This window comes from Kribbella sp. NPDC026596 (assembly GCF_040638415.1).
GTDB lineage: Bacteria > Actinomycetota > Actinomycetes > Propionibacteriales > Kribbellaceae > Kribbella.
In genome coordinates, this window is the sequence record NZ_JBEZYF010000073.1 from 20,538 (window position 1) to 42,485 (window position 21,948).

The window sequence follows — 21,948 nt, forward strand, 5'->3', positions numbered from 1 at the left end:
GCCGGGCCGATGTTCCCCAAGCTCGGTGGTATGAGCGGAAAAGGCAACCGGGGCGCCGGTGGCGGGGACGCGGTCTACGGACTCGGCCTGATCGGCGCCCTCGTGTACTACATCCAGCAAGCCGACAGCTTCTGGGGAGTCGTCGTCGGCATCCTCCAGGCACTCGTCTGGCCGGCCTTCGTCGTCTACGACCTACTGAAGTTCCTGCATCGCTGAAGCAGCCGGCGACCGTTGCGCCGGTCGGAGATCGAGAGGTGGGCGACATGGCCAAGTCAACCCGGACGGACGTCCTCGAAATCCTGCAGGGGGTGGTCGACAACGTCAAAGCCGGGATGGTCTTCGGCAATCCCGTCAGCAAGGACGGCGTGACCATACTGCCGGTGGCACGCATCAGTGGCGGCGGCGGGGGAGGCGGTGGTACCGGTCAGCAGACGGGTGGGCAGGACATGGACGGTTCCGGCGGCGGGTTCGGCCTGATCGCCAAGCCGGCCGGCGTGTATGTCCTTCGCGACGGCAAGGTCACCTGGACCCCGGCCGTCGACGCCACGAAGGTGATCCTCGGCTTCCAACTGCTCGGAATGGCCGTACTGCTGACCATCCGCGCACTCCTCAAGAGCCGTCGGCGAGACCGAACCCGGGGTGGCCGCCGTCCCGAGTGAGACGGCTGAGGGGGACGGACGGGGAGAGACCTAGGATGTTGGCGTGAGCGAGATCATCGAGTTGGCGAGGCGGGCGCGGGAGGCGTCGTACGCGTTGGCGGAGGCCTCGCGGGCGACCAAGGATGCGGCGCTGCACGCGATGGCGGCGGCGTTGCGGGCGCACACCGACACGATCGTCGCGGCGAACGCGAAGGACGTCGCCGCGGCTCGTGAAGCCGGTACGCCGGAGTCGACGGTGGACCGCCTGGCGCTGAACCCGGCTCGCGTGGACGGGATGGCCGCCGGCCTGGAGCAGTTGGCCGGGCTGACCGATCCGGTCGGCGAGGTCGTCCGTGGGTACACCCTGCCGAACGGTCTGGAGCTCCGCCAGGTCCGCGTCCCGTTCGGCGTGATCGGCATCATCTACGAGGCCCGCCCGAATGTGACCGCGGATGCGGCCGGCATCTGCCTCAAGTCCGGCAACGCGGTCCTGCTCCGCGGCTCGTCTTCTGCGGCCGCGTCCAACGAGGCGATCATCGCCGTACTGCGGGACGCCGTCGCCGAAGCTGGTCTGCCGGCTGACGTGATCCAGGGCGTGCCGACGGATCGCGCCGCGGTGAAGGAGCTCATGCAGGCCCGCGGGCTGGTCGACGTACTGATTCCGCGCGGTGGCGCCGGGCTGATCCAGACCGTGGTCACCGAGTCGACCGTGCCGGTGATCGAGACCGGTGTCGGCAACTGCCACGTGTACGTGGACTCCGAGGCGGATCTGGACCTCGCTCTGACGATCCTGCTGAACTCCAAGACGCAGCGCCCGAGTGTCTGCAACGCGGCCGAATCCCTGCTGGTGCATGCGTCGGTGGCCGACGAATTCCTGGCCGCCGCCCTGCCGGCGTTGGCCGACGCTGGGGTGACCGTGCACGGTGATCCGGTGGTAGTTGCTGCGGGCAAGGATGTTGTCGCCGCGACGGATGAGGACTTCGGCGCGGAGTACAACTCGCTGGACCTGTCCGCGGCGGTCGTGGAGTCGTTGGAGGCTGCCGTGCAGCACATCCGCCGGTACAGCTCGGGCCACACCGACGCGATCATCACCCGCTCGCAGGCCTCCGCCCGCCGGTTCGTGCAGGCGGTGGACTCGGCCGCGGTCGTGGTGAACGCGAGTACGCGCTTCACCGACGGCGGCGAGTTCGGTTTCGGCGCCGAGATCGGCATCTCCACCCAGAAACTCCACGCCCGCGGGCCGATGGGCTTGCCCGAGATGACGTCCACCAAGTACGTCGTCACCGGCGAGGGTCAGATCAGGAGCTGACTCGCGTCCTTGACGTTGACGACGGGCGGTTCGGCGCACACCACCGCGAGCGCCGCCCGATGGTCGGGACCGACGGCCAGCTCCTGCAGTTGAATTCCGTCGGGGACTGCGACTCTGCGCAGATCCGTCCTCAGCCCGTCGCCGGTCGCCTTCACGACCGCCTCCTTGCGCGTCCAGTACGTCGTGAACGCGCGAACCCTCTCGATCCCGTCGTACCGCCTCAACTCCTGGACTTCCTCAGGGGCCAGCGCCATCCTTGCCACCCCGTCGACATCCATCCCCGGGTCGATCTTCTCCACGTCGAGTCCGACCGGGTGGTCGCCGATCGCGACACCGACCAGGTCGCCGGAGTGTGTCACCGACAGCTCGACGCCGTCCGCGCGGACCTTGCCGTGCGGCTTCCCACAGTCGGGGCAGGTCCGATCCAACCGGACCTTTGCTGCAGGCGACAAAAACCGTGCGGCGAGCAACCGCCGTACGATCGTGCACCCGAGCAGGAACCGCGCCCTGTCCTCGTCCCGCAGGTACGCCGCCAGCCGTCCGCGCTCGACCTCGTCGAGATCATCCGCGAACTCGTCCCGCGCCTGATCGATCCGAGCCCACCACACCTCGGTCACCGGCTCGGTCCGACCGTCGGCCGCCGGCCCGGTCCGGCCGTCGCCTGCCACGCCCGCGCCCGCCTCGACCGTCATACCGGGCCGGGTTTCCAGGTCAACGATCCGGTTGTCAGATCGTCGACAATCCCGTCGATCCATTCCGCCTCGGCCACCGTGACCGCCCGCTGGTACTCCGTTTCGAGCAGCGCGAACCGGGGGATCGGCGCGCCCTCGACCTCGAGCGTCAGCTCAGCGTCCAGCTCCGCGATGCGTTTGGTGAGGTGATCACGGCGCTCGGCCAGTAGCTCCGCGGCCGTCTGCGGCGTCACCAGCATCACGAACGACAGCGCCGCCGGGAACTCGGGGAACTCGTTGCGCGGCGTGGTCAGGATCTCCGCCAGCCACTCCCGGCAGACCGTCCGCCCGTCCTCGGTCAGGTGGTACACCGTCCGCTCCGGGTAGCGCTCGTCCCGCTCGGTGGCGCCGGCGGTGATCAGCCCGGCCTCCTCCAGCCGGACGATCATCCGGTACAGGCTGGTGCGCTGGCCGACGTTGACCACCTGGTCCTTGCCCCACTGCTTGATCAGCCGCTGGATCCCGTACGGATGCAGCGGCCCGTTCTCCAGCAGGCCGAGGATCGCGAGCGCGAGCGGTGAGCGTCGGAAGGTCACGTCGTCAGCTTACGGGATCAAAGATACTAGTTGCAATGCAACTAGAGGATGTGTGACTATCGGATCATGAGAACAGCAGAACTGACCGAGGGTGCGGTCGAGTCCCGCGACGGCACCACCATTGGCTACTGGAAGACCGGGCAGGGACCGGCGATCGTCATACTGCACGGGAGCATGGAGTCGGCGCGCAGCCACACGCTGCTCGCGGAGGCGTTGGCCGGCGACTTCACCGTCTACCTCCCGGATCGCCGCGGCCGCGGTCTGTCCGGTCCGCATCGCCCGGACCACACCGTGCGTACCGAGGTCGAGGATCTCGAGGCCGTGCTGACGTCGACGGGCGCCGAGTTCGCCTTCGGGGTGAGTGCGGGTGGCGCGGTCGTGCTGGAGGCGGCGCGGACGCTGCCTGGCCTGACGAAAGTCGGATTGTATGAGCCTGCGATTGTCGACAATCCGACGCCGCACTGGGAATGGCTGGCCCGCTTCGACCGTGAGGTTGCTGCGGGCAACCTTGCTGGGGCGATGGTGACCAGCATGTACGGATTGCAGTTGGCTCCGGCGTTCCTGAAAGTGATCCCGCGGCGGCTGATGACGCGGATGACCGAGAAGATGCTGGTCAAGGACGAGCGGCAGGCCGCCCCTGGTGCGGTCACGATGCGCACGCTCGCGCCGACGATTCACCACGAGGGCGCGTTGATCGCCGAACTCGCGGGGACTTTCGAGGCATACCGCGCTGTCTCGGCGGAGGTCCTGCTCATGGGTGGCAGCAAGGGCCTGGCTGCGTTGAAGCCGTGGCGGGACGCGCTGGAGAAGGCGCTTCCGCACTGCCGGCGGGTCGAGTTCGACGGCCTCGACCATGGTGCGTCGAGCGACCCGGGGGGAACCAATCCGGGCGGCAGCGCCAAGGCAGTCGGCCGCATCGCCGACGAGCTCAAGGCGTTCTTCAAGCAGTCTTGACGGCCCAGTCGACCGCGTCCGCGATGTCCGTGACCGGGTATCGCACGGCTTTGACGATGCGATCGTCACCGATCACGAGTACGACGCGTTTGAGCCGCTCGTACCCGCCGGCGCGGAACGTCGGCAGCCGGAGCGCCGCGGTGAGCTCCAGTTCGAGGTCGGACAAGAGGGTGTGCGGGATCTCCTCGGCCTTGGCGAACGCCTGCTGTTCGTCGGTCCGTTGCGTACTGACTCCGCGGACCGCGACTCCCTTGGCGGCGAAATCGTCGTAGCGCGTGGCGAAGAGGCGGTTCTCCAGCGTGCAGCCGCTGGCGCCGGCGATCTCGCTCCAGCCGTCCGGCAGCGGGGTCGGTCGGCCGGTCGCCGGGTACCCGAACAGGACGGTCGCGCGGGAGTTCGGGTCGACCACGTCCAGCGCCGTACCTGCGATGGACGGCAGGGTGATCTGCGGGACGGGCCGTCCGACCAGGTCGTGGATCCGGTGCGCGGGTTGCTCGTCGGCGTCGTTCGTACCGGTGAGTGAGCCGTCGCCGAGCAGCCAGCGGTCGCCCCAGTCCTGGAGCGCGACCAGCACCGGCAGCAGTGCGCGGCCGCGCGGGGTGAGGCGGTAGGCGTAGCGGGTCGGACGGTCCTGGTACGCCGAGCGCTCGACGATCCCGCTGTCGAGCAGGCCGGTGAGTCGCTCGGTCAGCACCTTGCGCGAGATGTGCAGCGAGTCGGCGAGTTGGTCGAACCGGTTCAGGCCGCGGGCCAGGTCACGCACGATCAGCAGTTCCCAGCCGTCGCCGATGACACCGAGGGACTGGGCTATCGCACAGTCCGGCTCGGGCGAGAAGCTGCTCCGCCGCACGTCGACCCCCAATCCGGTTGCCACCACGCTAACGCCGTGAGTAAGTTCCTCTTAGGAACTCACTCTACCTGGGGGACCTCATGTACTGGCGCCGCATCGCGGAACTACCGGCCTGGCTCAAGGCGGTGATGGTCGGCCAGTTGGTCAGCTCGGCCGGCGCGCTGGCGTGGATCTACCTCACGCTTTACCTGGTCGAGGACCGCGGGATGTCGGCCCAGGAGGCCGGCTTCGCGGCTGCGGCGTACGGCGTCGGACTGCTCGGCGGCAATCTTGGTGGCGGCTGGTTCGGCGACCGCTTCGGTCTGCGTACGGCGGCTGTGGTCAGTCAGCTCGCCTGGGCCGTGAGTTGCGTGGCGATGCCGCTCGTGCCGAACTGGTCGCTCGCCGGGGTCGCCGTACTGGCCGGGCTCTTCGGCGGCGCGAGCCGGCCGAACTTGAGTGCGCTGGTCGCGACCGCACTTCCGGCCGAGCGCCGGCGGGAAGGAATCGCGTTGTCGCGGACGGCGAGCAACGCGGGTTTCACGATCGGACCGCCGCTGGGTGGACTGCTGGCGGCGTACAACTTCTCGCTGGTGTTTGTCGTCGATGCGGTGAGCAGCTTGGTGCTGGCCGCGATCATCTGGCGCTGGGTGCCGAGTGCGCGGCGCGCCTCGACGGTCTCTGCTGCCGGGCTCTGGCGGGTCTTGCGCCGGGATCGATCGGTTCTGGTGCTGCTGGCGACGATCGTGGTGGTCGACACCGTGTATCGGCAGGTGTTCGCGACGATGCCGTTGGTGCTGCGGGACCACGGTTCGCCTGCGGTCGCGTACGGCGTACTGATCGGGTTGAGCTCCGTGGTCATCGTGTGCTGTGAGGCGCCGCTCGCCGTACGGCTGCGTGGGCACTCGGGGCCGCGGGTGATCGCTGTCGGGTTCGCTCTGGTCGGAGTGGGACTGGCTGCCCTGGGCGTCTGGCCGGCGCTCGCCGGTGCGACGGTCGCGATCGTCGTGATCACGGCGGGGGAGATGCTCTACAAACCGACCGCGACCGCTCATGTCGCCGATGCTGCCCCCGATGGCATGGTCGGCCGCTACTCCAGCCTGTACGCCGCCGCGTCGATCAGCGGCATGTTCCTGGCCCCGGCGCTCGGTGGAGTCGCTTACGAGCACACGCCCGGGTTGCTCTTCCCGGTGGCGGCCACGCTCGCCCTCGCGGCGGCCGCCGTACTCGTGCTCACTCCGGAAGGGGTGCGGGCCGGCCTTCCCAGCGAGTCGACAGTACGACCGTCGTCCGGGTCCTGACCACGCCGTTGACCCGGCGGAGGGAGCCGACGACCGCCTCGAGTTGGGTGACGTCGGCGACGCGGACCTTGACCACGAGCTCCTGGTCGCCGGCGACGAACCAGCAGTCCTCGACCGCGACGATCTCCCGGACCTGCTCGACGATGTCGTCGGTCTCCACGTCGTCGCGCTGGAACAGCCCGATCAACGCGCTGGTGCCGAGCCCGACCTGCGCCGGCGCGACCACGGCGCGGTACCCGAGCAGCACGCCGCGCTCCTCCAGCCGTCGGACCCGTTCCTGGACGCTCGGGCCGGACAGCCCGACCACCCGGCCCAGCTCGGCCCAGCTGGAGCGGCCGTTCAGCCGGAGTGCCTCGATCAGCTGCCGATCGATCGCGTCCATGAATCCTCCCGTTCACCACAGATTCGAAGGCTGGGAATCTTGTGAGCCTTTAATTCGTTTGTGAGAGCGTAGTGCAAACCATATAATGTGAGGTGTCGGGGTAGCCCGCCCCGGACCCGAGGTACCAACCCAGTGAAGGAATCATGATCACCCCCGAAGTTGCCCGTGCCCACATCGACGAGCTGCACCGGATCGCCGCGCAGTCCCGGCGTGCCCACGCCGTACCGTCTGCCTGGCGCCGGCTGCTGACCCGTCACATCCGCCACAGCTGACCGATCTGTCCGCGACCGGTGGGCCCGCCCGGGCCACCGGTCGCTGTTGTGTCGGTGGCTAGGAGATAGGCTCTGCATCATGTTCTCGCTCCTCGTGCCGCAGGTGGCGGCCTTCGAAGAAGCCGGTACCGAGGCTTCGCACATCTCGCCGTGGTGGTACGGCGGGTTCGCGCTGTTCGTGCTCGTCCTGCTGCTGCTCGTCACCGTCATCATGGGCAAGGGCCGGCCGCACAGCTGAGCGGCTGAATACTGGCTGATATGGCTTCTGTCGAGCGGGTCCGGCGCGTAGGCGTGATGGGTGGCACGTTCGACCCGATCCATCATGGCCACTTGGTCGCCGCCAGCGAGGTGCAGTCGTACTTCGATCTGGACGAGGTGATCTTCGTCCCGACCGGCCAGCCGTGGCAGAAGTCCGACCGGAAGGTCTCCGCGGCCGAGGATCGGTATCTGATGACCGTGATCGCGACCGCTTCGAACCCGCGGTTCTCGGTCAGCCGGGTGGACATCGACCGGCCGGGTCCGACGTACACGATCGACACCTTGCGTGACCTATCCAGGCTGTATCCGGACGCCGAACTGTTCTTCATCACCGGCGCCGACGCGCTCGCCCAGATCCTCACCTGGCGCGACGTGGACGAGACGTTCAAACTGGCCCAGTTCGTCGGCTGCACCCGGCCCGGGACCGAGGGCCTCGAGTTGCCGCTGGACCAGCTGCCGATGGACCGGATCACCCTGCTCGAGGTGCCGGCGCTGGCGATCTCGTCGACCGAGTGCCGGGCCCGGGTCGCCAAGGGCAACCCGACCTGGTACCTCGTGCCCGACGGCATCGTCCAGTACATCGCCAAGCGTGAGCTCTACACCAACCGTTAGGAACCACATGCCAGCCAGCGAACGCGCCATCGAGCTGCTCACCGCGGCCGCCGAAGCGGCCCACGACAAGAAGGCCGAGAACGTCCTCGCCTTCGACGTGTCCGAGCAACTCGCCATCACCGACGCCTTCCTGGTCGCGTCCGCCTCCAACGACCGCCAGGTCCGCGCCATCGTCGACGCCGTCGAGGAGAAGCTCCGCGTCGACTTCGACGCCAAGCCGGTCCGCCGCGAAGGCGCCCGGGAAGGCCGCTGGGTGCTGCTCGACTACCTCGAGATCGTCATCCACGTCCAGCACGACGAGGAGCGCAGCTTCTACTCCCTCGAGCGCCTGTGGCGTGACTGCCCGGTGATCCCGCTGCCGTCCCCGATCCCTTCGGCTGAATGACAGCGGGGCGGCTGATCGTCTGGCGGCACGGCCGGACCGAGTGGAACCTGCAGGACAAGATCCAGGGCCAAGCCGACATCCCCCTCGACGAGGTCGGCATCGCCCAGGCACGGGAGGCCGCCGCGCGCCTGGCCGCCCTCGCCCCGACGCGCCTGTTCGCCAGCGACCTCCAGCGCGCAGCCGCGACGGCCGGTGAGCTCTCTGTGCTGACGGACCTCAAGATCGAGTACGACGAAGCCCTCCGCGAGATCGACGTCGACAACTGGGCCGGCATGACCATGGCCGAGCTCGCCGCCATCCACCCCGAAGCAGCCGCCCGCATCCGCTCCGGCGAACCCCAACGCCGCGGCGAGGCCGGCGAAACGGTGGAAGAGGTCGCCGCCCGGTTCGCGGCCGCTCTGGAGCGGATCGCCGACCTGGGCGCCCCCGAGGACACCATCGTCATCGCCACCCACGGCCTCGCGGCCCGCGTCGGCATCTGCCTGTTCCTCGGCATCCCCCAAGCCCACTGGCCCGCTTTCGGCGGCCTCTCCAACTGCAACTGGGTCTCGCTGCTGCCCAGCCGCAACCACCGCTGGCGCATCGAAGAATGGAACGCCGGCTCCCTCCCCGAACCAGTAATGAGCGACGACCCCCAACGCTGAGTACCCCAAAGGACCCCGCTCCGCGGCGACAGTTCTTCAGGCCGCCTCCGGCGGCAGCCGCAAACCGCTTGTCCGGCGTGCTGTGTCTGGCGCGAGCGAGTGTGGTGGGCGCCAGAGGACAGCGCTGCGCGGCGGCAGTCTTTCGGGCCGCCTTCGGCGCCTGCCGCAGACCGCCGTCCGGAGTGCTGTGTTCGGCGTGGTGCAACGCGGTCGCAGCAGGGGCGACTCAGGGCGCGAGCAACCCGCTTGGCGCGGCTTCCGCAGGTCGCGCCGATCGGGTCTCCGGACTGCTTTGATTGGCGGATGTGCTGCGGTGCGCCGGCGAGGAGGATCGAGTGGGGTTCGGCGCCTGGAGGGCCAAGTCGGGCGCCGTGAGACCGTTGTTCAGCGTTATCCAGCGGCTGTCGCGGAGCAGCCCCACCCGATTTTTCTTCGAAGGCACTCATCCGCTAAACTTCCGGAGTCGCAAGACACCGCGGGGCTTTGGCGCAGTTGGTAGCGCGCTTCCATGGCATGGAAGAGGTCAGGGGTTCGAATCCCCTAAGCTCCACCGCAGGTCAGAGGCCGGTTTCCCACTCGGGAGACCGGCCTCTCGCATGACCTGAGTGTCCATCGGTTTGCGGGAGCAGTTCGTCCGTCGTCTCGGCTTCCTCGGTCAGGACCGGTCGCAGGTGGTGCGGTAGACGATCGCCGGGACCGGAGTGCTCTTGTGGCCTAGCAGGAGCGAGATCTGTTCGACGCTCAGACGCACCGTCGGCACGCGGGAGCTCTGGGAATGAGCTCGGCATCACGTATCTGTCGACCCGGCGTATCGACTGGCATGGGCTCGCTTTGAACTTAGGAGTCGACCCGCAACGAGGTCGACAGGTACAGGTGGGGTACCTATGGTGGCCGGCGGGCTCGCGTTTGCCGCTCGATGGCAGCAAGGCAACGCACTGGTGAGTCGAGGTCAGGAGGCGCGGGTGGTACATCTTCTTGCAGACGACGCCGGCATGACTGTCTACATTGGATGTCCCGATCTGCTCGGTGGCGAGGACGGCAGGGTGGTACTGGCCGACTTCTACCACGAGATGCTTGGCTGGCACCGGTACGACGCCTACGGAACGTCCTTCCTGTCGAGAAGCCCAAAGTTCCGGATCGGGTTCGACGATGACGGCTGGTTGGATCAGAGGCCGCCGCGCTGGCCCGATCCGGAGTACCCACAGCAGATCCACTTTGACATCGCCGTACAGGATCTGGACGCCGCCGGGACGCGCGTCACAGCCGCAGGCGGGGCTCTGCTTCAGGACAACGCCGACCATCGGGTCTATGCCGATGCCGCTGGGCACCCGCTCTGCCTCTACCCAGACCCGTCCGGAGCGGCGACAGAGCCGACAGTCGCCCACCTGGTTTACGACTGCTTCAGCCCGCGCTCGCTGGCGAGGTTCTACGAGGGTTTCGTCGGTGTACAGGAGCGACTCGAAGACTCACCTGAGCGAGTCGTGATCGACCTCGACGACGATGATCTGCCCAACCTTGCTTTTCAGCACGCACAGTTCCCCGCTCCGCGGTGGCCCGACCCCGCCTATCCGGCGCAACTGCATGTTGACTACCGGTTCACGGTCGACCACGAGATTCCCCACTTTCAAACCCCGGCAGCCAAGGCCGCGATGGCACGAGCCGAAGAGCTGGGCGCGATCCACCTCCAGAATGCCGTCTACGCCGATCCGGCTGGACACCCGTTCTGCTTCTGAAGCTAAGACATCTGATCCGTTGTCGCGGCTCCTCTCGTCATCACCGGTCGCAGCTCGTGCTGGTAGATCTTCTCCGTGGCGTTGGTGCTGACGTGGCCGACCAGGCGCGCTGTGTCCTCGATCGGCACTCCGCTGCTTGGGGTTAACCGGCGATCAGACCGCCGGCACGTTGTAGACCCACAGGTGCAGACCCTCATTGCCCTACGCTGACGGGATGCGCAGATCGACTCTGCTCGCCGCGGTGGTGGTCTGCGGGATGAGCCTCATGACCGCTTGCGGACCGCGGATATCCCGCGGCGTGGTCGGCATGTCGGTCGACGACGCGGGTACACCGGTGATCGTGCTGCAGAACTGTGGCGGCGACATCGCCCAGCTCGAGTTCTACGACCAGATTCGGCGGGAGGAAACCGCACCCACGCCCGTGGCGACGTACGTGAACTCGCGCCCGGACAAGTCGGTGGTTCAGATCCCCATCCGGACCGGTGGGAACGGCTGGCAGGTCACGGGAGAAGTGCCGGCCTTGCGTGCTGATGGCAAGTACGTGATCCAGGCCTGGGGCAAACGACACGAGTGGCACGGCCGCGGCACCAAGTTCACCCTTGGAGATCTCAAGACCGTCGAGCCTGGCCAGGTCCGCCACGACCCTCCACCCGCCGACCCGACTCCGTCGTACGACGCCATTCCCCCGAAGTTCCGGGTGACCCCGCTGAGCGAGTTCATCACCGACGAGTGCCCGTGAGAACTCGGACGCCGACGACGGAGGTCATTGGCAGTTGGGATCGTGTGGAAAGGCAAGCGTCAGGTTGAGTACAGCGGCTGCCAGGGACTCGAGCGCTGCCGTGCTTTCGGCGGGGTCGCGTGCGGCCCAGAACGTGGCTTCGAGCCTTTGGATCTCACGGTCCATGCCGAAACGTTCGTACCACTGCGGCAAGTACTTCGGGAATGGCGGATAGTGCCCCTCGAAGAGGAACCACGCGGTGTAGACGAGCTTGTGAAGCTGAACCGCAAGGTCCGCGTGGAGCCACCGGTTGTCGCGATCGGCTGCCCGACTTAGCTCCTTGATGAAGCCCGGCACCGCGATTTCGAGCTGGTGCCGCACCTTCGCGACGAGCGGGGCCGCTGGGATCTGGACTCGTGAGCGGTACTCAGTTCCCACGCCGGTTTGATCGAGCAACAACTCAGACTCGGCCAGGCCCGCAGCGACGTAGACCGGCAGCGGCCACGCTGCACCCGCCCAGCCGTCGCCTCGCTCGAGTTCGCTGATCCAATTCTCGAACGTACGGCGAGGCACATGCATCAGGTCGACGTCGTAGCCGTCGACGTTCGACTGCTCCAACGCCAACCGTCCGTGCACCGTGACGTTCGACTGCCCCGGCAATGTTGGCGCACTGGGCACATCCGTGTTCCAGATGAGGATGAGGTCGAGATCGGATTCGTCGGCCAGGCCCGTGATCACCGATCCCTGGCCGTACATCCAGCTGAGGTCGTCAGCGTGGGTGCGGTGATAGTGGTCGACCAGGCGTTCGACGACCAACGCGGCAGAGTGCCGACGCATGGAGGCTCCTCGCATGGCCAGAGGCTACAGCGCGGGCGACCTGTTGAACCGCTCCAGTTCTTCGTGCGGGGTCTGCGATCCTCAGCGCCCCGTGCAGTGCACAGGCCGGAGTGGTATTGGGAGAATTTCCTTGTCTGGAAGGGATCGAGCGATGGTCGGCCGATCTCGGGATGCGACCCCCGCCCACTGACACACCGGAGGGAGCGCTGGGATAGTCCGATAGCAGTCGGCGGTTATGCGGCGAAGGCCTTCCAGTGGCCTTCGGAGATGACCTCGACGGTGCCGTCGGTCACCTTGATGGCGGTCTGGTCGTCGATGGCGTATGCCGGACCTGCGATGCCGGCGGCCCATCTCTCCGCATCGACCATGGTGTTCTCCGGCATCTGCTCGTGGTCGAGGTGCGGGAAGATCGAGAAGTCGACGACCCCGAGCGTGCGGTCGTCCGGCGCGGACGGCCAGTTGACGAAGTCGTTACCGATCCGCGGTGTCATCACCATGCTCCCGGCACTGAGCCCTACCCAGACCGTCTCGGGCAGCGTCGAGATGACCTCCGACAGCCCTGACTGCCGCATCCAGTGGTACAGGTACGTCGCGTCGCCGCCGTCCACCAGCAGCACGTCGGCCTCTCGGACCCACGGCACCCACCGCTCCTCGCCGATGCTGGGCAGCGCGGTGAGCTCCAGGACGCCCAAGGACGCCCAGCCCAGGCTGGTCATCATGTGCCACGGAGGCTCGCCGGCGACGAAGCTTCGCACCGAGGCAGGCCCGAGCATCGGGTGGCCCCACTGCGCCGTGGGGATGCAGAGCGCGCGGGAGTCGGAGATCGGCTTGCCCAGCAGGTCGACCAGCGCATCGCGGATGCTGCTGTTCGTCACGCCTCCCGACGTGAGTAGGAGCTTCACGACGCCTCCCGAGTCATGTGCGACGGATTCGTGGGGCATGTAGACCGTGCGTACGTCATCGCCTGGCTCCTTGTCTTAGCGCCCTCGATTGGCCGCCATTTCACCTGTACTACGAACGCTGCGTTCCAGATCCGACACCCTGCCAGAGGATTCCGGCGAGCCCCGGATGCGCGCACTGTCATCCGCACGATCGCGCGGATGGCCGCATGAGAGTGCGACTCAGGCTTCCGCAGGCTGCCAACTACTTGACCACCTTGAGGGCGCGAGAGCCGAGCATCGGAGGCCATCACCATGGCGCATCGGTAGGGTACACAGGTGACCGACCGTCTGAACGTTGACGAGGACGGAGTCTGGCTGACCGATTCCGGTAGGAGGTTTGGCTACCCCTGGTCGGAGGTGACGGGGGCGGGCATCTCCGTGTTGCTGCTGCCGCCGGACGCCAAGCGCCTCATCACGGTGGAGGTTGACCATGTCAGTGGCGATTTCCTGTCGATCACCGATGGGGTCGAGGGATTCAAGGAAGCGGTTGAGGCTCTCGTGGCGCGGAGCGGAGGCGAGCCGCCGAACCTGGCGACGCTCTCCCCGGAGGACACTGTCACTATCGCGTTAGTCGGCGAATCTCCCTCGGCGTAGGCACGTATCGCCACTTTGACGGCGCACGAGCATGGCTATTCGGGACATCCTCACATCGGCAGTTCCGCACTTCACGGTCGGCGGCAAGTACGTGCGTTGCGCGCCTGAGGTCGTGAGAATATCTCGCCGTGCTTGAGGAGGCTGACGACGGCTTGAGGCTCGCGCTTCGATGAAGCAGCGGGGATCGCTGGGCGCGCATGGAGCTTGCGTCGCCGCAGTTTGCCTACCGCGACCCGTCGAATCCGTACCTGGCAGACGACGACATGGTCGTGTTCACCGTCCGGCTCTCGTGGCCTGGCCTTATGGCTGAAGTTGAGGTCGACGCCGCCGTGCCCGGCGACTCCTCGTCGCGATCCTTCACAAGGACTTGGCGTACAAGCGCGAAGCGATGACTGAGCACCGGGCGAAATGGCTCGCTGGCGAGTTCCTTCGCAGCTTCGGCAAGTCCGACTCGCGGTTCGCAACCAACACCCCAGACATGCCGGACACGTTTCCATTCTCCTGGACGCCTGCGACCGAGTTCACATTCGACGCCGGGATCGCGGTCATGGGCGACGCCGGGTCCGGCGTCTACTGGGTCGCTGACGAGGATTGAGATCACGACTCAGGCATGACGCGCGCGGATCGCGGCCTGTGCGTGTGTCCACGTCGGCGACGCCGTGGTGAATCGAGGCGCTACGTGTCGTACTCGAGCCCGTCCCAGGGTTCGTAGTACGCGATGAAGTCGCCGGGTTCGATGTTGATCGAGTAGATGCCGTCGAATTGACTGCCCACCCAGCCAAAGGTCACACCGTCGACCTCAACGGAAAACGGCTCGACCTCGATCGGCTCGAGGACGTACTTGCCGAGCTCAGCGAGCCGGGACGCGACGGGATCGTCCGCACCGGCCGACGCCGCCTGGCCAGGGGGCACGCCCTCGGAGCGACGAACCTTGTCGACTCTCACCTCGTCGAACGTCCCGTCGGCCTTCCACAAGAACAGCCCGACATAGCCCGATCCGAGGTCGAACAGTTCCTCGCTGAGGAAGAACTTGCGGCCGTCCTCGGCGGTGCCGGCGTAGGGCACGTGATAGTCGTCAGGAACGATCGTGAAACGCTCAGGTGCCTGGTTCATGGCAGCCTCTCCTGCGGGATCTGCGGAGGTTGATGCACACCCGGCCAGGGCGGTGAACATCGAAAGCGCGACCGCACACAGCACGCGGGAGCGGCGAACCAGACGAGGCGCTGTTCGCCTTGCCCGCGGCGCGCGGATCGACTGACTCACGGCGCACAACCTAGCTTGCCGTCCGCGACCGCACCCATCCCGGAGCCACGGTTACCCGATCGCTCTCGTGCCTGCTGCGAAGACGTCCGCTACCTGAGGAGCCTCTCTCATCGACATGAGCGTGGATCGCGGCATGAGCGGACGTTTCTAACCGATCCAGTTCGAACCGCCGCAGCGCGGCTCGAGGCTCGTCGGTAGGCCGCTGCACAGCGGGCTTCCTCCGTCGATACCACCGCGTCGGGCGCTTCGCGAACTAAGGGCTAGACACACTGATCCGTAGGAGCCTGCACGTGCTCGCTGCCACCCAGCCCGAATCCCGAGTACCTGCATCGCCTTGGCAGCTGATGCTCGCTGGCAGGGGTCCTTGGGGTCGGGTTGGGGTCCGATCCGAGCGGCATGGATCCTCAGCGCTCACCAATGACCTCGACTGATCATCCGGACCACGGCCGCCAGGCGCAGGCTCACTGGTCACCCGGCCATTGTCGCCGCTCGACTCACTGCCCGGTGAGCGTGTCGACGCCGGCGAGCCCTGATCATTGACGGCCGGTGAGGGCCGTTCGGGGTCCGGTCCCCTCGGCGACTGCCAGCCTGGGAATATGCGTCGCACCGGCTGTCGCCCGGCTTGTACCGTGTGCCGGTGGACGTGTTGGGGATCGATGTCGACGCCACTTTGGTTCGACGCTGGGTTGGATGGCTGGCGCCGACTTGTCAGCCGTTCTTCTTGACCGCTGCCGAGGTTGTGGATCTCGGGCTCAAGCCTGACCACCCGACACACGACTTGCAAGCAGAGCTCCGCGACACCTACGAGGTCTGGAACCTTGCCGAGGGCCTGGAGGTCGTGTGGCTTGACGAGCAGGAGTTTCACGCTCAGCCCAGCGATGTACGCGCCCGGCTCGTCCGGGCGCAGGTAAGACACCGGCGCGGAGCCGTGCCCACCATCAGCGATTGGGCGGACATCCTCGATGCGCAGGTGCTGCACAAGCAGGCTGACGGGTATCGGTTCGTCTGGTGGCCGACCCTGGTGGAGCCCCAGTTCGATGCCGTCCTCAAGCGCGTTGTCAGTGACGGCCAGCTACCCTGCCAGCGCACGTCGGTGCCGGCCGAAATCTGGCATGCGGCCGCATCCAAACTTCCCCGTGCCCGAGAACTCAGCGGAACCTTCGCCAGCGGGAGCAGAGGAGGCTCCTTCACTGGAGACGACGCAGCATTCTGCTTCGCCACCGTGATGGCGTCCGCAGGCGCCCAGGGCGCCAACGATGTCCCCTTCGAAGGGTGGCTAGCAGCTCACTGCCTGGCGGGAGGTAATGACGATCGGCCGGGAACCGTGCTGGTATGGCGCCACGCCGATGGCAACCTGCATCACGCAGCGGTCACTCTTGGAGGTGGCTGGGCACTGCATAAACCAGGTCAGGAATGGCTGAGCCCTCGCCAAGTGCTCGCAGTCAGCGACCTCAACCGCCTCGCTCCACCGGGAGTGACGCTTCACCGCCACTCGCTACGGAACGACACAGTTCCTAGCTGAGCCCGCCCGACAAGATCATGCGACCGTCCGCACATCGGCAGTTGAGTGCACTGCCGGCGGCATGTCCGTGTTGTTGGGCTCAGCCGCTTCCGTGCGTGGCGCGCGCTGTTGTGGACCCGCGCTACTGTGCCCCTACCCGGTCCAGCGTGATCGTCAAGTATCCGTGCGTCTGTTGCGGGCATCTAACCCTCGACGAGCCTCCAGGTTCGCATCTGATCTGTCCAGTGTGCTTCTGGGAGGATGACGCGGTCCAGCTACGCTGGCCGGACTGGGCAGGCGGCGCGAACAAAGCATCCCTGATCGAAGCCCAACGCAACTTCCAGCGGCTTGACGCCAGTGATAAACGGTCCATCCCGCACGTTCGAGCGGCTAAGGATGACGAGCCCGTCGATCCGAACTGGCGTCCCATCAATCCTCGCCAGGACGAGTTCGAACCACGCGGCGTCCAGCTGACCACGTGGCCCGACGACCGCACCGTTCTGTATTGGTGGCGGTACCGCGACACCACCTTCTGGATCCAAGGCCCTGACAGACGTGGTCAAGAGCGATCCCGACCTGGAGACGGTTAACTGTCCCGATCAACCGCAGTGAGTCGAAACGCACTCAATTCGGCATGACCGCGCCTCCCTCTCGGCGGCGGATCCGGTAAAGGTGGCTACGGGGCGCATGGAATGAGTTGCGCGACCGCCGGCAGAGCGCGCGACGCTCCGATGGTTAGCGTCGGCGTGGTTGGGCGTCGTAGTAGACGGTAATCGTCAGATCGTCCTCACCGGCGGCGACGTTCGACTTGAAGGTGAGGTCCTCCACCTGAACATCGCCGAGTGAGTCCAGCGTGTCGGCGACCCTACGCAGCAGCGCAGCCACGTCACCCGAGCCGCTGCCGGACGGGTTCGACTGCGAGAAGTGCCGGATGGTCCACCCCGGATCCACGGAGGTCGGGCGTTCATGTGTCACCGCTGGAGTGTTTCATGGCTAGGTTCGTGTGTTCGCTCATTGGCTGTGGGCGGAGTGTGTGCCGATGGCGGCGCCATCCTGTTGAGCGAACGAACGGCCCCGCTCAAGACTTATGGTCAGGGCTCTACTCCTGATCGCAGGGTCAACTAGGCGACGCCGGTCGTCCGGACGGCGGCATGTCCGTGCGTTGTTGGTCAAGAGGCCCGCGATCAGACGCCAGCACGGCGGCTCCTGGTAGTTGGTTCGCCGGGCACGGAAAGCGTCCAGATGCTGGGCGGGGAGAACTCACGGACCACTGAACCGCCCGGACGCGACGAATACCTGCTTGCTTCCGGTACACGAAACGACCTTGGCCTGGTCGGCGTCTATGGAACCTCCCTCGACCCACACTTCGTCGCCCAGCCTGCGGGCCGTTCGCCCGGCGGCGTCGATCAGGGAGATCTCGCCGCCCCGGATTGCGACACTCCAGCCTAGCGGCCAGGCGACGTCGACCAATGCGTCCCCGGTGCGTACAACCAAGGAGTTCGTCGAAGGATCGATCTCCAAGGTCCCCATCTGCTGCGCCTGCATCGCGAAGTCCAGAGCTCGACGCTGAACCGTCAAACCGGGGACTACAAGATCGCTGGCGTGGTCTGTACCGCCAGGGGCCGAATCATCTCGAGCAGTGCCTGAGTCGTCGACCATCACGACCACCACAAGCCTGCAATACCCGCTGGCATTCGACATCGGTTCGTAACGACTCTTCGGGCACGCCTGACCATAGCCTGACAGTAGCCGCAGCGCGCACGCTTCTACAGCAGGATGAGGACAGCAGGTCTCCAGGGGAACTTCCTGAATTCGGCATGAGCGCGCTTCACTCTCGGCGGCTACTTGTTCAGTCGGACACCAACCGGTGGCACTTCGCCGGGGCAAAATCAGCGGTATGGACGAATCTGTGACCGATGGCGTCGCGACCACAGCGCGCGTTGCATGGATGGCCGCCGGAGCGCTGGTCGTGCTGGTAGTCATGGCCGCGGCCTCGATCGTGTCTCGAATCGTCACGCACGACACCTCCAAAGCGTGCAGCACGGACGGAAGGATCTGTATCACACGCCTGCAGGCGCCTCGCGTGCTGCAGGTCCGTCCTGTCGACCGCATCTGGGTATCTGTCGATGTGCACGATCAATGCGGCACGCTCTACCCCACTCCGTTCCGGCTTCCAGATGGCCCTCTCGATGCGAGGTTCCAATCCGGGTCTGTCGAGTTACACGGATTGGCCGACTCGCGAATCACGTACAACGCCAAGGGTTGTTGACGAAGTCGTCCGCCGGACGCTGCGACTGGCGAATCGCACCAGAAGCGCTGGGCAGTCTGGCCTGACGGCGTTGCGGGACCGCCCTGGCACACGCGGACTGCCCATAGCTCTTCGCGGCAGACGTGCGCGCTGCTGGAATCGCCAGCGCCCGGCCAGTAGGTTCGGCAGGTGGACGGAAGTGGCTGCGTTGGCGCACCAGAAGGCGAGTGCCGGCGAGCGCAGTCGACGTGACTGCACAGGCGATGTACCACGATCATGTCAAGGACTCCCTGAGTCGGGCGACATACGGGAGTTTGGGTTTCAAAGATCTGGGGGACGCTACTCGTTGCCTTGTGCACATTGTTGGGCGCAGCTTGGCTTGCAGAAGTTGGCGTACAGCGACGCACAGGGAAGTGCAGTTCACGGCCAACCTTCAGGTCGTGAACACCTCGGACTGGGCGGAGGCGAGGTCTGCGCGCCCGCACCTTCCGGAGCGCCCCGCTCCGGGCTTGATCTACGGCGGCGACTTCGCCGTATGTGCCCGCATCGGCAAACTGACTCTGGACGGATCAGACAAGTGGTGGCGGGTGTACGGCGATGTCGACGTTGCCGCCGTAGTCGCTGACGTCCTCGATGACGTGCGCGAGTACGCGACGCCGTGGTTCGCCGAGCAGATGCGCGCTCGCGGTTGCCGGTGACGGCCGAACTGTCGGCAGGACCGCCGGGCCGACTCGCTCCTGGCACCCGGCGCCGCTTGGGCTATGTGGCCGCGCTTGAGGTTAGGGCAGGTCGAGTCCATCCAGGACGAGATCGCCGGAGAACAGGTATGCCACCGCGAGAGCAAAGAACACAGCGGGGACGATTGGCGACCTGCCCGCCCGCCTCGTACGCAGGATCACATAGACGGGGAGAAGCAAGATGCCCCACCACGCTGAGACCCGTACGCCGGCTCGCCGTAGCGCCGCAGAGTCCGCGCCGACCACTACCCAGTTCGTGAGCGTTGCGAAGAGGAGTGCCCCCATCGCGGCGTCGCTTGCGCCGAACAGTTCGAACGCAAGGACGTCATACGCGACCCACGTCACCGGCAGGAGAGCGAGGCACCATTCCGTGGCTGGTGCACGCAACATTGGTCGAACTGGGGCCGTACGTGAACTGCCCGCGAGCTCCTCGCCGTCTACAGCCATGTTCTGTCACCCTCCATCCGAGACACCTGCAGAGTTCTACCAGCCGCGCGCAGTTGACGCACTCAACTCGGCATGAACCTCGCTGCGCTGCATGACATCGTCGACGAACGACGTGGACACTGGGCAGAGGGCGGGGCGGTTTGTGAAGTCGTTGACGGCCCGCTAACGGACAAGCCAGCGGCCTGGCTCATCTTGAGCAAGGACGAGGCCACCGGGCAGTTGACGGTCTGGGTCTCGGGCGAGGCGGAGATGGAGTGGGGCAACCCCGAGCATTGGGATGCTCGTCATTACGACCTCGACACCCTCGAAGACCTGCGTGTGTGCGTATCAGACCTCGAGGATGCTCTCAGGCTGACGTAAGGGCATCCCCTCATCGGAAGTTGAGCGCACTATCGGCGGCAGGTTCGGTAGGTCGAGTCCGGGCGTGCATGGGGCGGGTCGGATTAGCCGCTGCTGCCGTATGGGCGGGTGATGATCTCTAGCCAGTGGCCGTCGGGGCCTTCCCAGTAGAGGCCGCGGCCGCCGTCTGCGTGGTTGATTTCTTGTGGTTGGCGCTTGAAGGGGTCTGCCCACCATTGGCGGCCGTCGTCCCGCAGGCGACCGAGGATCTGGTCGAACTCCTCCTCACTCACCAGGAACGCGTAGTGCTGGCCGTGGATCTCGCCCTCGGTGTCCATGAAGTCCAGGCTCGCCGCGTTGTCCAACTTCAGCTCGGCGAACGGGCCGTACGCTCTCGCCTCCGGCAGACCGAGTACCTCGCCGACATCGCGAGCAGCGGACCATCGGTCCTTCACGTGCACAATCGTGTGGTTCAGCTCGATACTCATCGGGCTCTCCTGGCGGGTCCGGTTCTCAGTTGGCGCGTGGTCACCACTCTGCACCTATGCCGACTGATCCGCGACCAGGTCCGCCAGGTGATGCGCGACAGTCGCCGCGTACGGGATCGTCACGCGGTCCGGGTGCGGAGGCAGGGATCCGGCAAGGTCGAGAAGTGAGGCTGTGACCTGCGGGATTTCGCGGGGCCGGTAGGCGGCTCGGCGTGTCTGTGGGTGGCGGGTGGGGCTCGAGCGGTTCGATGGAAGTTCTCACGCTCACCGTCGACGCACGAGGACCGCCACGCGCCGATGACATCTTCGTCCATTCCTGCTGCCGGTAGCCAGTACCTGCTCGATCTGCTTGCCCAGATCCCCGATCCCCGCAAGAAGCGTGGTCGTCGGCACTCGCTGGTCGGCCTGTTGGCGGTCGGGATCGCCGCGGTGGTCGCGGGATCGCGGTCGTTCGCGGCGATCGGGCAGTGGCGCCGCGGATGCCGGCGCCGACGCCCTGGCAACACTGGGCGCGGCTCGGGGAGCGGCGGAGGAGTCCACGTTCCGCAGGGCGTTCACCGCGGTCGACGCGGACAAACTCGACAACATCCTCGGTGCTTGGTTGTGGACCCGGTACGCCCAGGTCACGGGCCGGTTGGTGGTCGCGATCGACGGCAAGACCGTCCGCGGCGCACGGGACAAGGACGGGAAGGCGCCGCACCTGGTCGCCGCGATGGCGCACGGCATCGGAGCCGTCCTCGGGCAGGTCGCGGTCGCGGCGAAGTCGAACGAGATCCCCGCGGTCCGGGATCTCCTGGCGGCGTTCACGAACCTGGCTGGCGCGGTCATCACCGTCGATGCGATGCATACCCAGACCGACACCGCTGAGCTGATCATCGCCCGCGGCGCGGACTACGTGATGACAGTCAAGGGCAACATGCCCACCCTGTACAAGCGGTTGAAGAAGCTGCCCTGGGCCGATGTCCCCTCCAGTTCGATCGTGTCGAAGGATCACGGCCGCCGGGTCCGCCGCACCATCAAGGTCGCCGCCGTACCCGCGTGGATCGAGTTCAACGGCGCCGCCCAGATCGCCCAACTGCGGCGCACCGTCACCAAGGACGGGAAGAAGACCATCGAGGTCGTCTACCTGATCACCAGCGCCGATGCCCGTACCGCCGATCCCGCAACGCTGGCCGCCTGGGTGCGCGGGCACTGGCACATCGAGAACCGTCTGCACTGGGTCCGCGACGTGACCTACCAAGAAGACAAGTC

At 66.5% G+C, this 21,948-nt stretch carries 30 protein-coding genes, 1 tRNA gene and 1 pseudogene; 21 read left to right on the forward strand and 11 right to left on the reverse strand.

Annotation, left to right across the window (positions count from 1 at the left end):
- The first annotated feature begins 30 nt into the window (after positions 1-30).
- Genes AB0E63_RS38490 through AB0E63_RS38500 form a run of 3 tightly spaced genes read left to right on the forward strand, consistent with a single transcriptional unit; the run spans position 31 to position 1,947 of the window.
- Positions 31-216: a hypothetical protein gene (locus AB0E63_RS38490; RefSeq protein WP_360377384.1), complete on the forward strand. Its 186-nt coding sequence runs from the start codon at positions 31-33 to the stop codon at positions 214-216.
- A 47-nt stretch (positions 217-263) separates the two neighbouring features.
- Entirely contained in the window at positions 264-659 is a 396-nt protein-coding gene (locus AB0E63_RS38495) for a spore germination protein GerW family protein (protein WP_360377387.1), read from the forward strand.
- A 43-nt stretch (positions 660-702) separates the two neighbouring features.
- Positions 703-1,947 (forward strand): glutamate-5-semialdehyde dehydrogenase, encoded by a 1,245-nt coding sequence (locus AB0E63_RS38500; RefSeq protein WP_360377390.1) that lies wholly within the window; start codon positions 703-705, stop codon positions 1,945-1,947.
- Here the strand turns inward: AB0E63_RS38500 and AB0E63_RS38505 are convergent.
- Together AB0E63_RS38505 and AB0E63_RS38510 are read right to left on the reverse strand one after the other, a co-directional pair.
- Complete coding sequence (locus AB0E63_RS38505; protein WP_360377392.1) at positions 1,932-2,639, reverse strand: 4'-phosphopantetheinyl transferase superfamily protein; 708 nt, start codon at positions 2,637-2,639, stop codon at positions 1,932-1,934. The genes AB0E63_RS38500 and AB0E63_RS38505 overlap by 16 nt on opposite strands.
- Positions 2,636-3,214, reverse strand: a complete 579-nt coding sequence (locus tag AB0E63_RS38510) for a PadR family transcriptional regulator (RefSeq protein WP_360377394.1) — start codon at positions 3,212-3,214, stop codon at positions 2,636-2,638. Before AB0E63_RS38510 ends, AB0E63_RS38505 begins: the two co-directional genes overlap by 4 nt.
- 66 nt (positions 3,215-3,280) lie before the next feature.
- On the opposite strand from AB0E63_RS38510, the gene AB0E63_RS38515 reads away from it, so the two are divergent.
- A complete protein-coding gene (locus AB0E63_RS38515; protein ID WP_360377397.1) occupies positions 3,281-4,168 on the forward strand; it encodes an alpha/beta hydrolase in 888 nt (295 codons plus the stop codon).
- On the opposite strand, the gene AB0E63_RS38520 is transcribed toward AB0E63_RS38515, so the two are convergent.
- On the reverse strand, positions 4,155-5,042 hold the full coding sequence (locus AB0E63_RS38520; protein ID WP_360377399.1) for a winged helix-turn-helix transcriptional regulator: 888 nt from the start codon (positions 5,040-5,042) through the stop codon (positions 4,155-4,157). The two genes, AB0E63_RS38515 and AB0E63_RS38520, sit on opposite strands and share 14 nt — an antisense overlap.
- Before the next feature lie 56 nt (positions 5,043-5,098).
- On the opposite strand from AB0E63_RS38520, the gene AB0E63_RS38525 reads away from it, so the two are divergent.
- Positions 5,099-6,298 carry an MFS transporter gene (locus AB0E63_RS38525; protein ID WP_360377401.1) on the forward strand — a complete coding sequence of 400 codons (1,200 nt, stop codon included), beginning with the start codon at positions 5,099-5,101 and terminating at the stop codon, positions 6,296-6,298.
- Here AB0E63_RS38525 and AB0E63_RS38530 read toward each other — a convergent pair.
- Positions 6,231-6,680: an Lrp/AsnC family transcriptional regulator gene (locus AB0E63_RS38530; protein ID WP_360377404.1), complete on the reverse strand. Its 450-nt coding sequence runs from the start codon at positions 6,678-6,680 to the stop codon at positions 6,231-6,233. The two genes, AB0E63_RS38525 and AB0E63_RS38530, sit on opposite strands and share 68 nt — an antisense overlap.
- Before the next feature lie 143 nt (positions 6,681-6,823).
- Between AB0E63_RS38530 and AB0E63_RS38535 the strand changes: the two genes are divergently transcribed.
- The 8 genes from AB0E63_RS38535 (at position 6,824) to AB0E63_RS38570 (ending at position 11,323) form a co-directional block, all read left to right on the forward strand.
- A complete protein-coding gene (locus AB0E63_RS38535; RefSeq protein WP_360377407.1) occupies positions 6,824-6,952 on the forward strand; it encodes a hypothetical protein in 129 nt (42 codons plus the stop codon).
- 79 nt (positions 6,953-7,031) lie between these two features.
- Positions 7,032-7,190, forward strand: coding sequence for a hypothetical protein (locus AB0E63_RS38540; RefSeq protein WP_360377409.1), 159 nt, complete (start codon positions 7,032-7,034; stop codon positions 7,188-7,190).
- A gap of 20 nt (positions 7,191-7,210) precedes the next feature.
- Positions 7,211-7,822, forward strand: a complete 612-nt coding sequence (gene nadD, locus AB0E63_RS38545) for a nicotinate-nucleotide adenylyltransferase (protein WP_360377411.1) — start codon at positions 7,211-7,213, stop codon at positions 7,820-7,822.
- A 7-nt stretch (positions 7,823-7,829) separates the two neighbouring features.
- Positions 7,830-8,207 carry a ribosome silencing factor gene (gene rsfS / locus AB0E63_RS38550; RefSeq protein ID WP_360377414.1) on the forward strand — a complete coding sequence of 126 codons (378 nt, stop codon included), beginning with the start codon at positions 7,830-7,832 and terminating at the stop codon, positions 8,205-8,207.
- Positions 8,204-8,851 carry a histidine phosphatase family protein gene (locus AB0E63_RS38555; RefSeq protein ID WP_360377417.1) on the forward strand — a complete coding sequence of 216 codons (648 nt, stop codon included), beginning with the start codon at positions 8,204-8,206 and terminating at the stop codon, positions 8,849-8,851. Before rsfS ends, AB0E63_RS38555 begins: the two co-directional genes overlap by 4 nt.
- A 477-nt stretch (positions 8,852-9,328) precedes the next feature.
- Positions 9,329-9,401 (forward strand) — tRNA-Ala (locus tag AB0E63_RS38560).
- A gap of 334 nt (positions 9,402-9,735) precedes the next feature.
- The gene (locus tag AB0E63_RS38565) at positions 9,736-10,584 is read left to right on the forward strand and encodes a VOC family protein (protein ID WP_360377419.1); all 849 of its coding nucleotides are present in this window, start codon (positions 9,736-9,738) and stop codon (positions 10,582-10,584) included.
- Positions 10,585-10,798: 214 nt separating this feature from the next.
- The gene (locus AB0E63_RS38570) at positions 10,799-11,323 is read left to right on the forward strand and encodes a hypothetical protein (protein WP_360377421.1); all 525 of its coding nucleotides are present in this window, start codon (positions 10,799-10,801) and stop codon (positions 11,321-11,323) included.
- A gap of 24 nt (positions 11,324-11,347) precedes the next feature.
- Here AB0E63_RS38570 and AB0E63_RS38575 read toward each other — a convergent pair whose 3' ends face one another.
- Complete coding sequence (locus AB0E63_RS38575; protein WP_360377424.1) at positions 11,348-12,118, reverse strand: hypothetical protein; 771 nt, start codon at positions 12,116-12,118, stop codon at positions 11,348-11,350.
- A 254-nt stretch (positions 12,119-12,372) separates the two neighbouring features.
- Complete coding sequence (locus AB0E63_RS38580) at positions 12,373-13,041, reverse strand: Type 1 glutamine amidotransferase-like domain-containing protein (RefSeq protein WP_360377427.1); 669 nt, start codon at positions 13,039-13,041, stop codon at positions 12,373-12,375.
- 315 nt (positions 13,042-13,356) lie between these two features.
- Between AB0E63_RS38580 and AB0E63_RS38585 the strand changes: the two genes are divergently transcribed.
- Positions 13,357-13,674, forward strand: a complete 318-nt coding sequence (locus tag AB0E63_RS38585; RefSeq protein ID WP_360377429.1) for a hypothetical protein — start codon at positions 13,357-13,359, stop codon at positions 13,672-13,674.
- A 388-nt stretch (positions 13,675-14,062) separates the two neighbouring features.
- The gene (locus AB0E63_RS38590; RefSeq protein ID WP_360377432.1) at positions 14,063-14,269 is read left to right on the forward strand and encodes a hypothetical protein; all 207 of its coding nucleotides are present in this window, start codon (positions 14,063-14,065) and stop codon (positions 14,267-14,269) included.
- A gap of 80 nt (positions 14,270-14,349) precedes the next feature.
- Here AB0E63_RS38590 and AB0E63_RS38595 read toward each other — a convergent pair whose 3' ends face one another.
- Positions 14,350-14,787 carry a hypothetical protein gene (locus AB0E63_RS38595; RefSeq protein WP_360377434.1) on the reverse strand — a complete coding sequence of 146 codons (438 nt, stop codon included), beginning with the start codon at positions 14,785-14,787 and terminating at the stop codon, positions 14,350-14,352.
- 787 nt (positions 14,788-15,574) lie between these two features.
- Here AB0E63_RS38595 and AB0E63_RS38600 point away from each other — a divergent pair.
- Together AB0E63_RS38600 and AB0E63_RS38605 are read left to right on the forward strand one after the other, a co-directional pair.
- A complete protein-coding gene (locus tag AB0E63_RS38600; RefSeq protein WP_360377437.1) occupies positions 15,575-16,459 on the forward strand; it encodes a hypothetical protein in 885 nt (294 codons plus the stop codon).
- Positions 16,460-16,476: 17 nt separating this feature from the next.
- On the forward strand, positions 16,477-17,028 hold the full coding sequence (locus AB0E63_RS38605; RefSeq protein WP_360377439.1) for a CPCC family cysteine-rich protein: 552 nt from the start codon (positions 16,477-16,479) through the stop codon (positions 17,026-17,028).
- A gap of 145 nt (positions 17,029-17,173) precedes the next feature.
- Here AB0E63_RS38605 and AB0E63_RS38610 read toward each other — a convergent pair whose 3' ends face one another.
- Positions 17,174-17,413, reverse strand: a complete 240-nt coding sequence (locus AB0E63_RS38610) for a hypothetical protein (protein WP_360377441.1) — start codon at positions 17,411-17,413, stop codon at positions 17,174-17,176.
- 285 nt (positions 17,414-17,698) lie between these two features.
- Positions 17,699-18,454 (reverse strand): hypothetical protein, encoded by a 756-nt coding sequence (locus tag AB0E63_RS38615; protein ID WP_360377442.1) that lies wholly within the window; start codon positions 18,452-18,454, stop codon positions 17,699-17,701.
- Positions 18,455-19,126: 672 nt separating this feature from the next.
- On the opposite strand from AB0E63_RS38615, the gene AB0E63_RS38620 reads away from it, so the two are divergent.
- A complete protein-coding gene (locus AB0E63_RS38620) occupies positions 19,127-19,384 on the forward strand; it encodes a hypothetical protein (protein ID WP_360377444.1) in 258 nt (85 codons plus the stop codon).
- Between the two features lie 81 nt (positions 19,385-19,465).
- Here AB0E63_RS38620 and AB0E63_RS38625 read toward each other — a convergent pair whose 3' ends face one another.
- Entirely contained in the window at positions 19,466-19,768 is a 303-nt protein-coding gene (locus AB0E63_RS38625; RefSeq protein ID WP_360377447.1) for a hypothetical protein, read from the reverse strand.
- Positions 19,769-19,942: 174 nt separating this feature from the next.
- On the opposite strand from AB0E63_RS38625, the gene AB0E63_RS38630 reads away from it, so the two are divergent.
- On the forward strand, positions 19,943-20,230 hold the full coding sequence (locus AB0E63_RS38630) for a hypothetical protein (protein WP_360377449.1): 288 nt from the start codon (positions 19,943-19,945) through the stop codon (positions 20,228-20,230).
- An 83-nt stretch (positions 20,231-20,313) separates the two neighbouring features.
- Here AB0E63_RS38630 and AB0E63_RS38635 read toward each other — a convergent pair whose 3' ends face one another.
- Positions 20,314-20,697 (reverse strand): VOC family protein, encoded by a 384-nt coding sequence (locus AB0E63_RS38635; protein WP_360377451.1) that lies wholly within the window; start codon positions 20,695-20,697, stop codon positions 20,314-20,316.
- A 297-nt stretch (positions 20,698-20,994) separates the two neighbouring features.
- Here AB0E63_RS38635 and AB0E63_RS38640 point away from each other — a divergent pair.
- Together AB0E63_RS38640 and AB0E63_RS38645 are read left to right on the forward strand one after the other, a co-directional pair.
- A pseudogene (locus tag AB0E63_RS38640) lies at positions 20,995-21,114 on the forward strand (hypothetical protein); the annotation flags it as partial.
- Positions 21,077-21,948: ISAs1 family transposase (locus AB0E63_RS38645; RefSeq protein ID WP_360377454.1), on the forward strand; the 872-nt coding region annotated here is incomplete at its 3' end. The pseudogene AB0E63_RS38640 and the gene AB0E63_RS38645, both read left to right, overlap by 38 nt.

Excerpts from the sequence above, each read along its gene's own strand:
- AB0E63_RS38490 (WP_360377384.1), top strand. The coding sequence starts at position 31 with ATGAGCGGAAAAGGCAACCGGGGCGCCGGTGGCGGGGACGCGGTCTAC.
- AB0E63_RS38495 (WP_360377387.1), top strand. The coding sequence starts at position 264 with ATGGCCAAGTCAACCCGGACGGACGTCCTCGAAATCCTGCAGGGGGTG.
- AB0E63_RS38505 (WP_360377392.1), bottom strand. The coding sequence starts at position 2,639 with ATGACGGTCGAGGCGGGCGCGGGCGTGGCAGGCGACGGCCGGACCGGG.
- AB0E63_RS38515 (WP_360377397.1), top strand. The coding sequence starts at position 3,281 with ATGAGAACAGCAGAACTGACCGAGGGTGCGGTCGAGTCCCGCGACGGC.
- AB0E63_RS38525 (WP_360377401.1), top strand. The coding sequence starts at position 5,099 with ATGTACTGGCGCCGCATCGCGGAACTACCGGCCTGGCTCAAGGCGGTG.
- AB0E63_RS38530 (WP_360377404.1), bottom strand. The coding sequence starts at position 6,680 with ATGGACGCGATCGATCGGCAGCTGATCGAGGCACTCCGGCTGAACGGC.
- AB0E63_RS38535 (WP_360377407.1), top strand. The coding sequence starts at position 6,824 with ATGATCACCCCCGAAGTTGCCCGTGCCCACATCGACGAGCTGCACCGG.
- AB0E63_RS38540 (WP_360377409.1), top strand. The coding sequence starts at position 7,032 with ATGTTCTCGCTCCTCGTGCCGCAGGTGGCGGCCTTCGAAGAAGCCGGT.
- nadD (WP_360377411.1), top strand. The coding sequence starts at position 7,211 with ATGGCTTCTGTCGAGCGGGTCCGGCGCGTAGGCGTGATGGGTGGCACG.
- rsfS (WP_360377414.1), top strand. The coding sequence starts at position 7,830 with ATGCCAGCCAGCGAACGCGCCATCGAGCTGCTCACCGCGGCCGCCGAA.
- AB0E63_RS38555 (WP_360377417.1), top strand. The coding sequence starts at position 8,204 with ATGACAGCGGGGCGGCTGATCGTCTGGCGGCACGGCCGGACCGAGTGG.
- AB0E63_RS38565 (WP_360377419.1), top strand. The coding sequence starts at position 9,736 with ATGGTGGCCGGCGGGCTCGCGTTTGCCGCTCGATGGCAGCAAGGCAAC.
- AB0E63_RS38570 (WP_360377421.1), top strand. The coding sequence starts at position 10,799 with ATGCGCAGATCGACTCTGCTCGCCGCGGTGGTGGTCTGCGGGATGAGC.
- AB0E63_RS38590 (WP_360377432.1), top strand. The coding sequence starts at position 14,063 with ATGACTGAGCACCGGGCGAAATGGCTCGCTGGCGAGTTCCTTCGCAGC.
- AB0E63_RS38595 (WP_360377434.1), bottom strand. The coding sequence starts at position 14,787 with ATGAACCAGGCACCTGAGCGTTTCACGATCGTTCCTGACGACTATCAC.
- AB0E63_RS38605 (WP_360377439.1), top strand. The coding sequence starts at position 16,477 with ATGCGACCGTCCGCACATCGGCAGTTGAGTGCACTGCCGGCGGCATGT.
- AB0E63_RS38630 (WP_360377449.1), top strand. The coding sequence starts at position 19,943 with ATGAACCTCGCTGCGCTGCATGACATCGTCGACGAACGACGTGGACAC.
- AB0E63_RS38635 (WP_360377451.1), bottom strand. The coding sequence starts at position 20,697 with ATGAGTATCGAGCTGAACCACACGATTGTGCACGTGAAGGACCGATGG.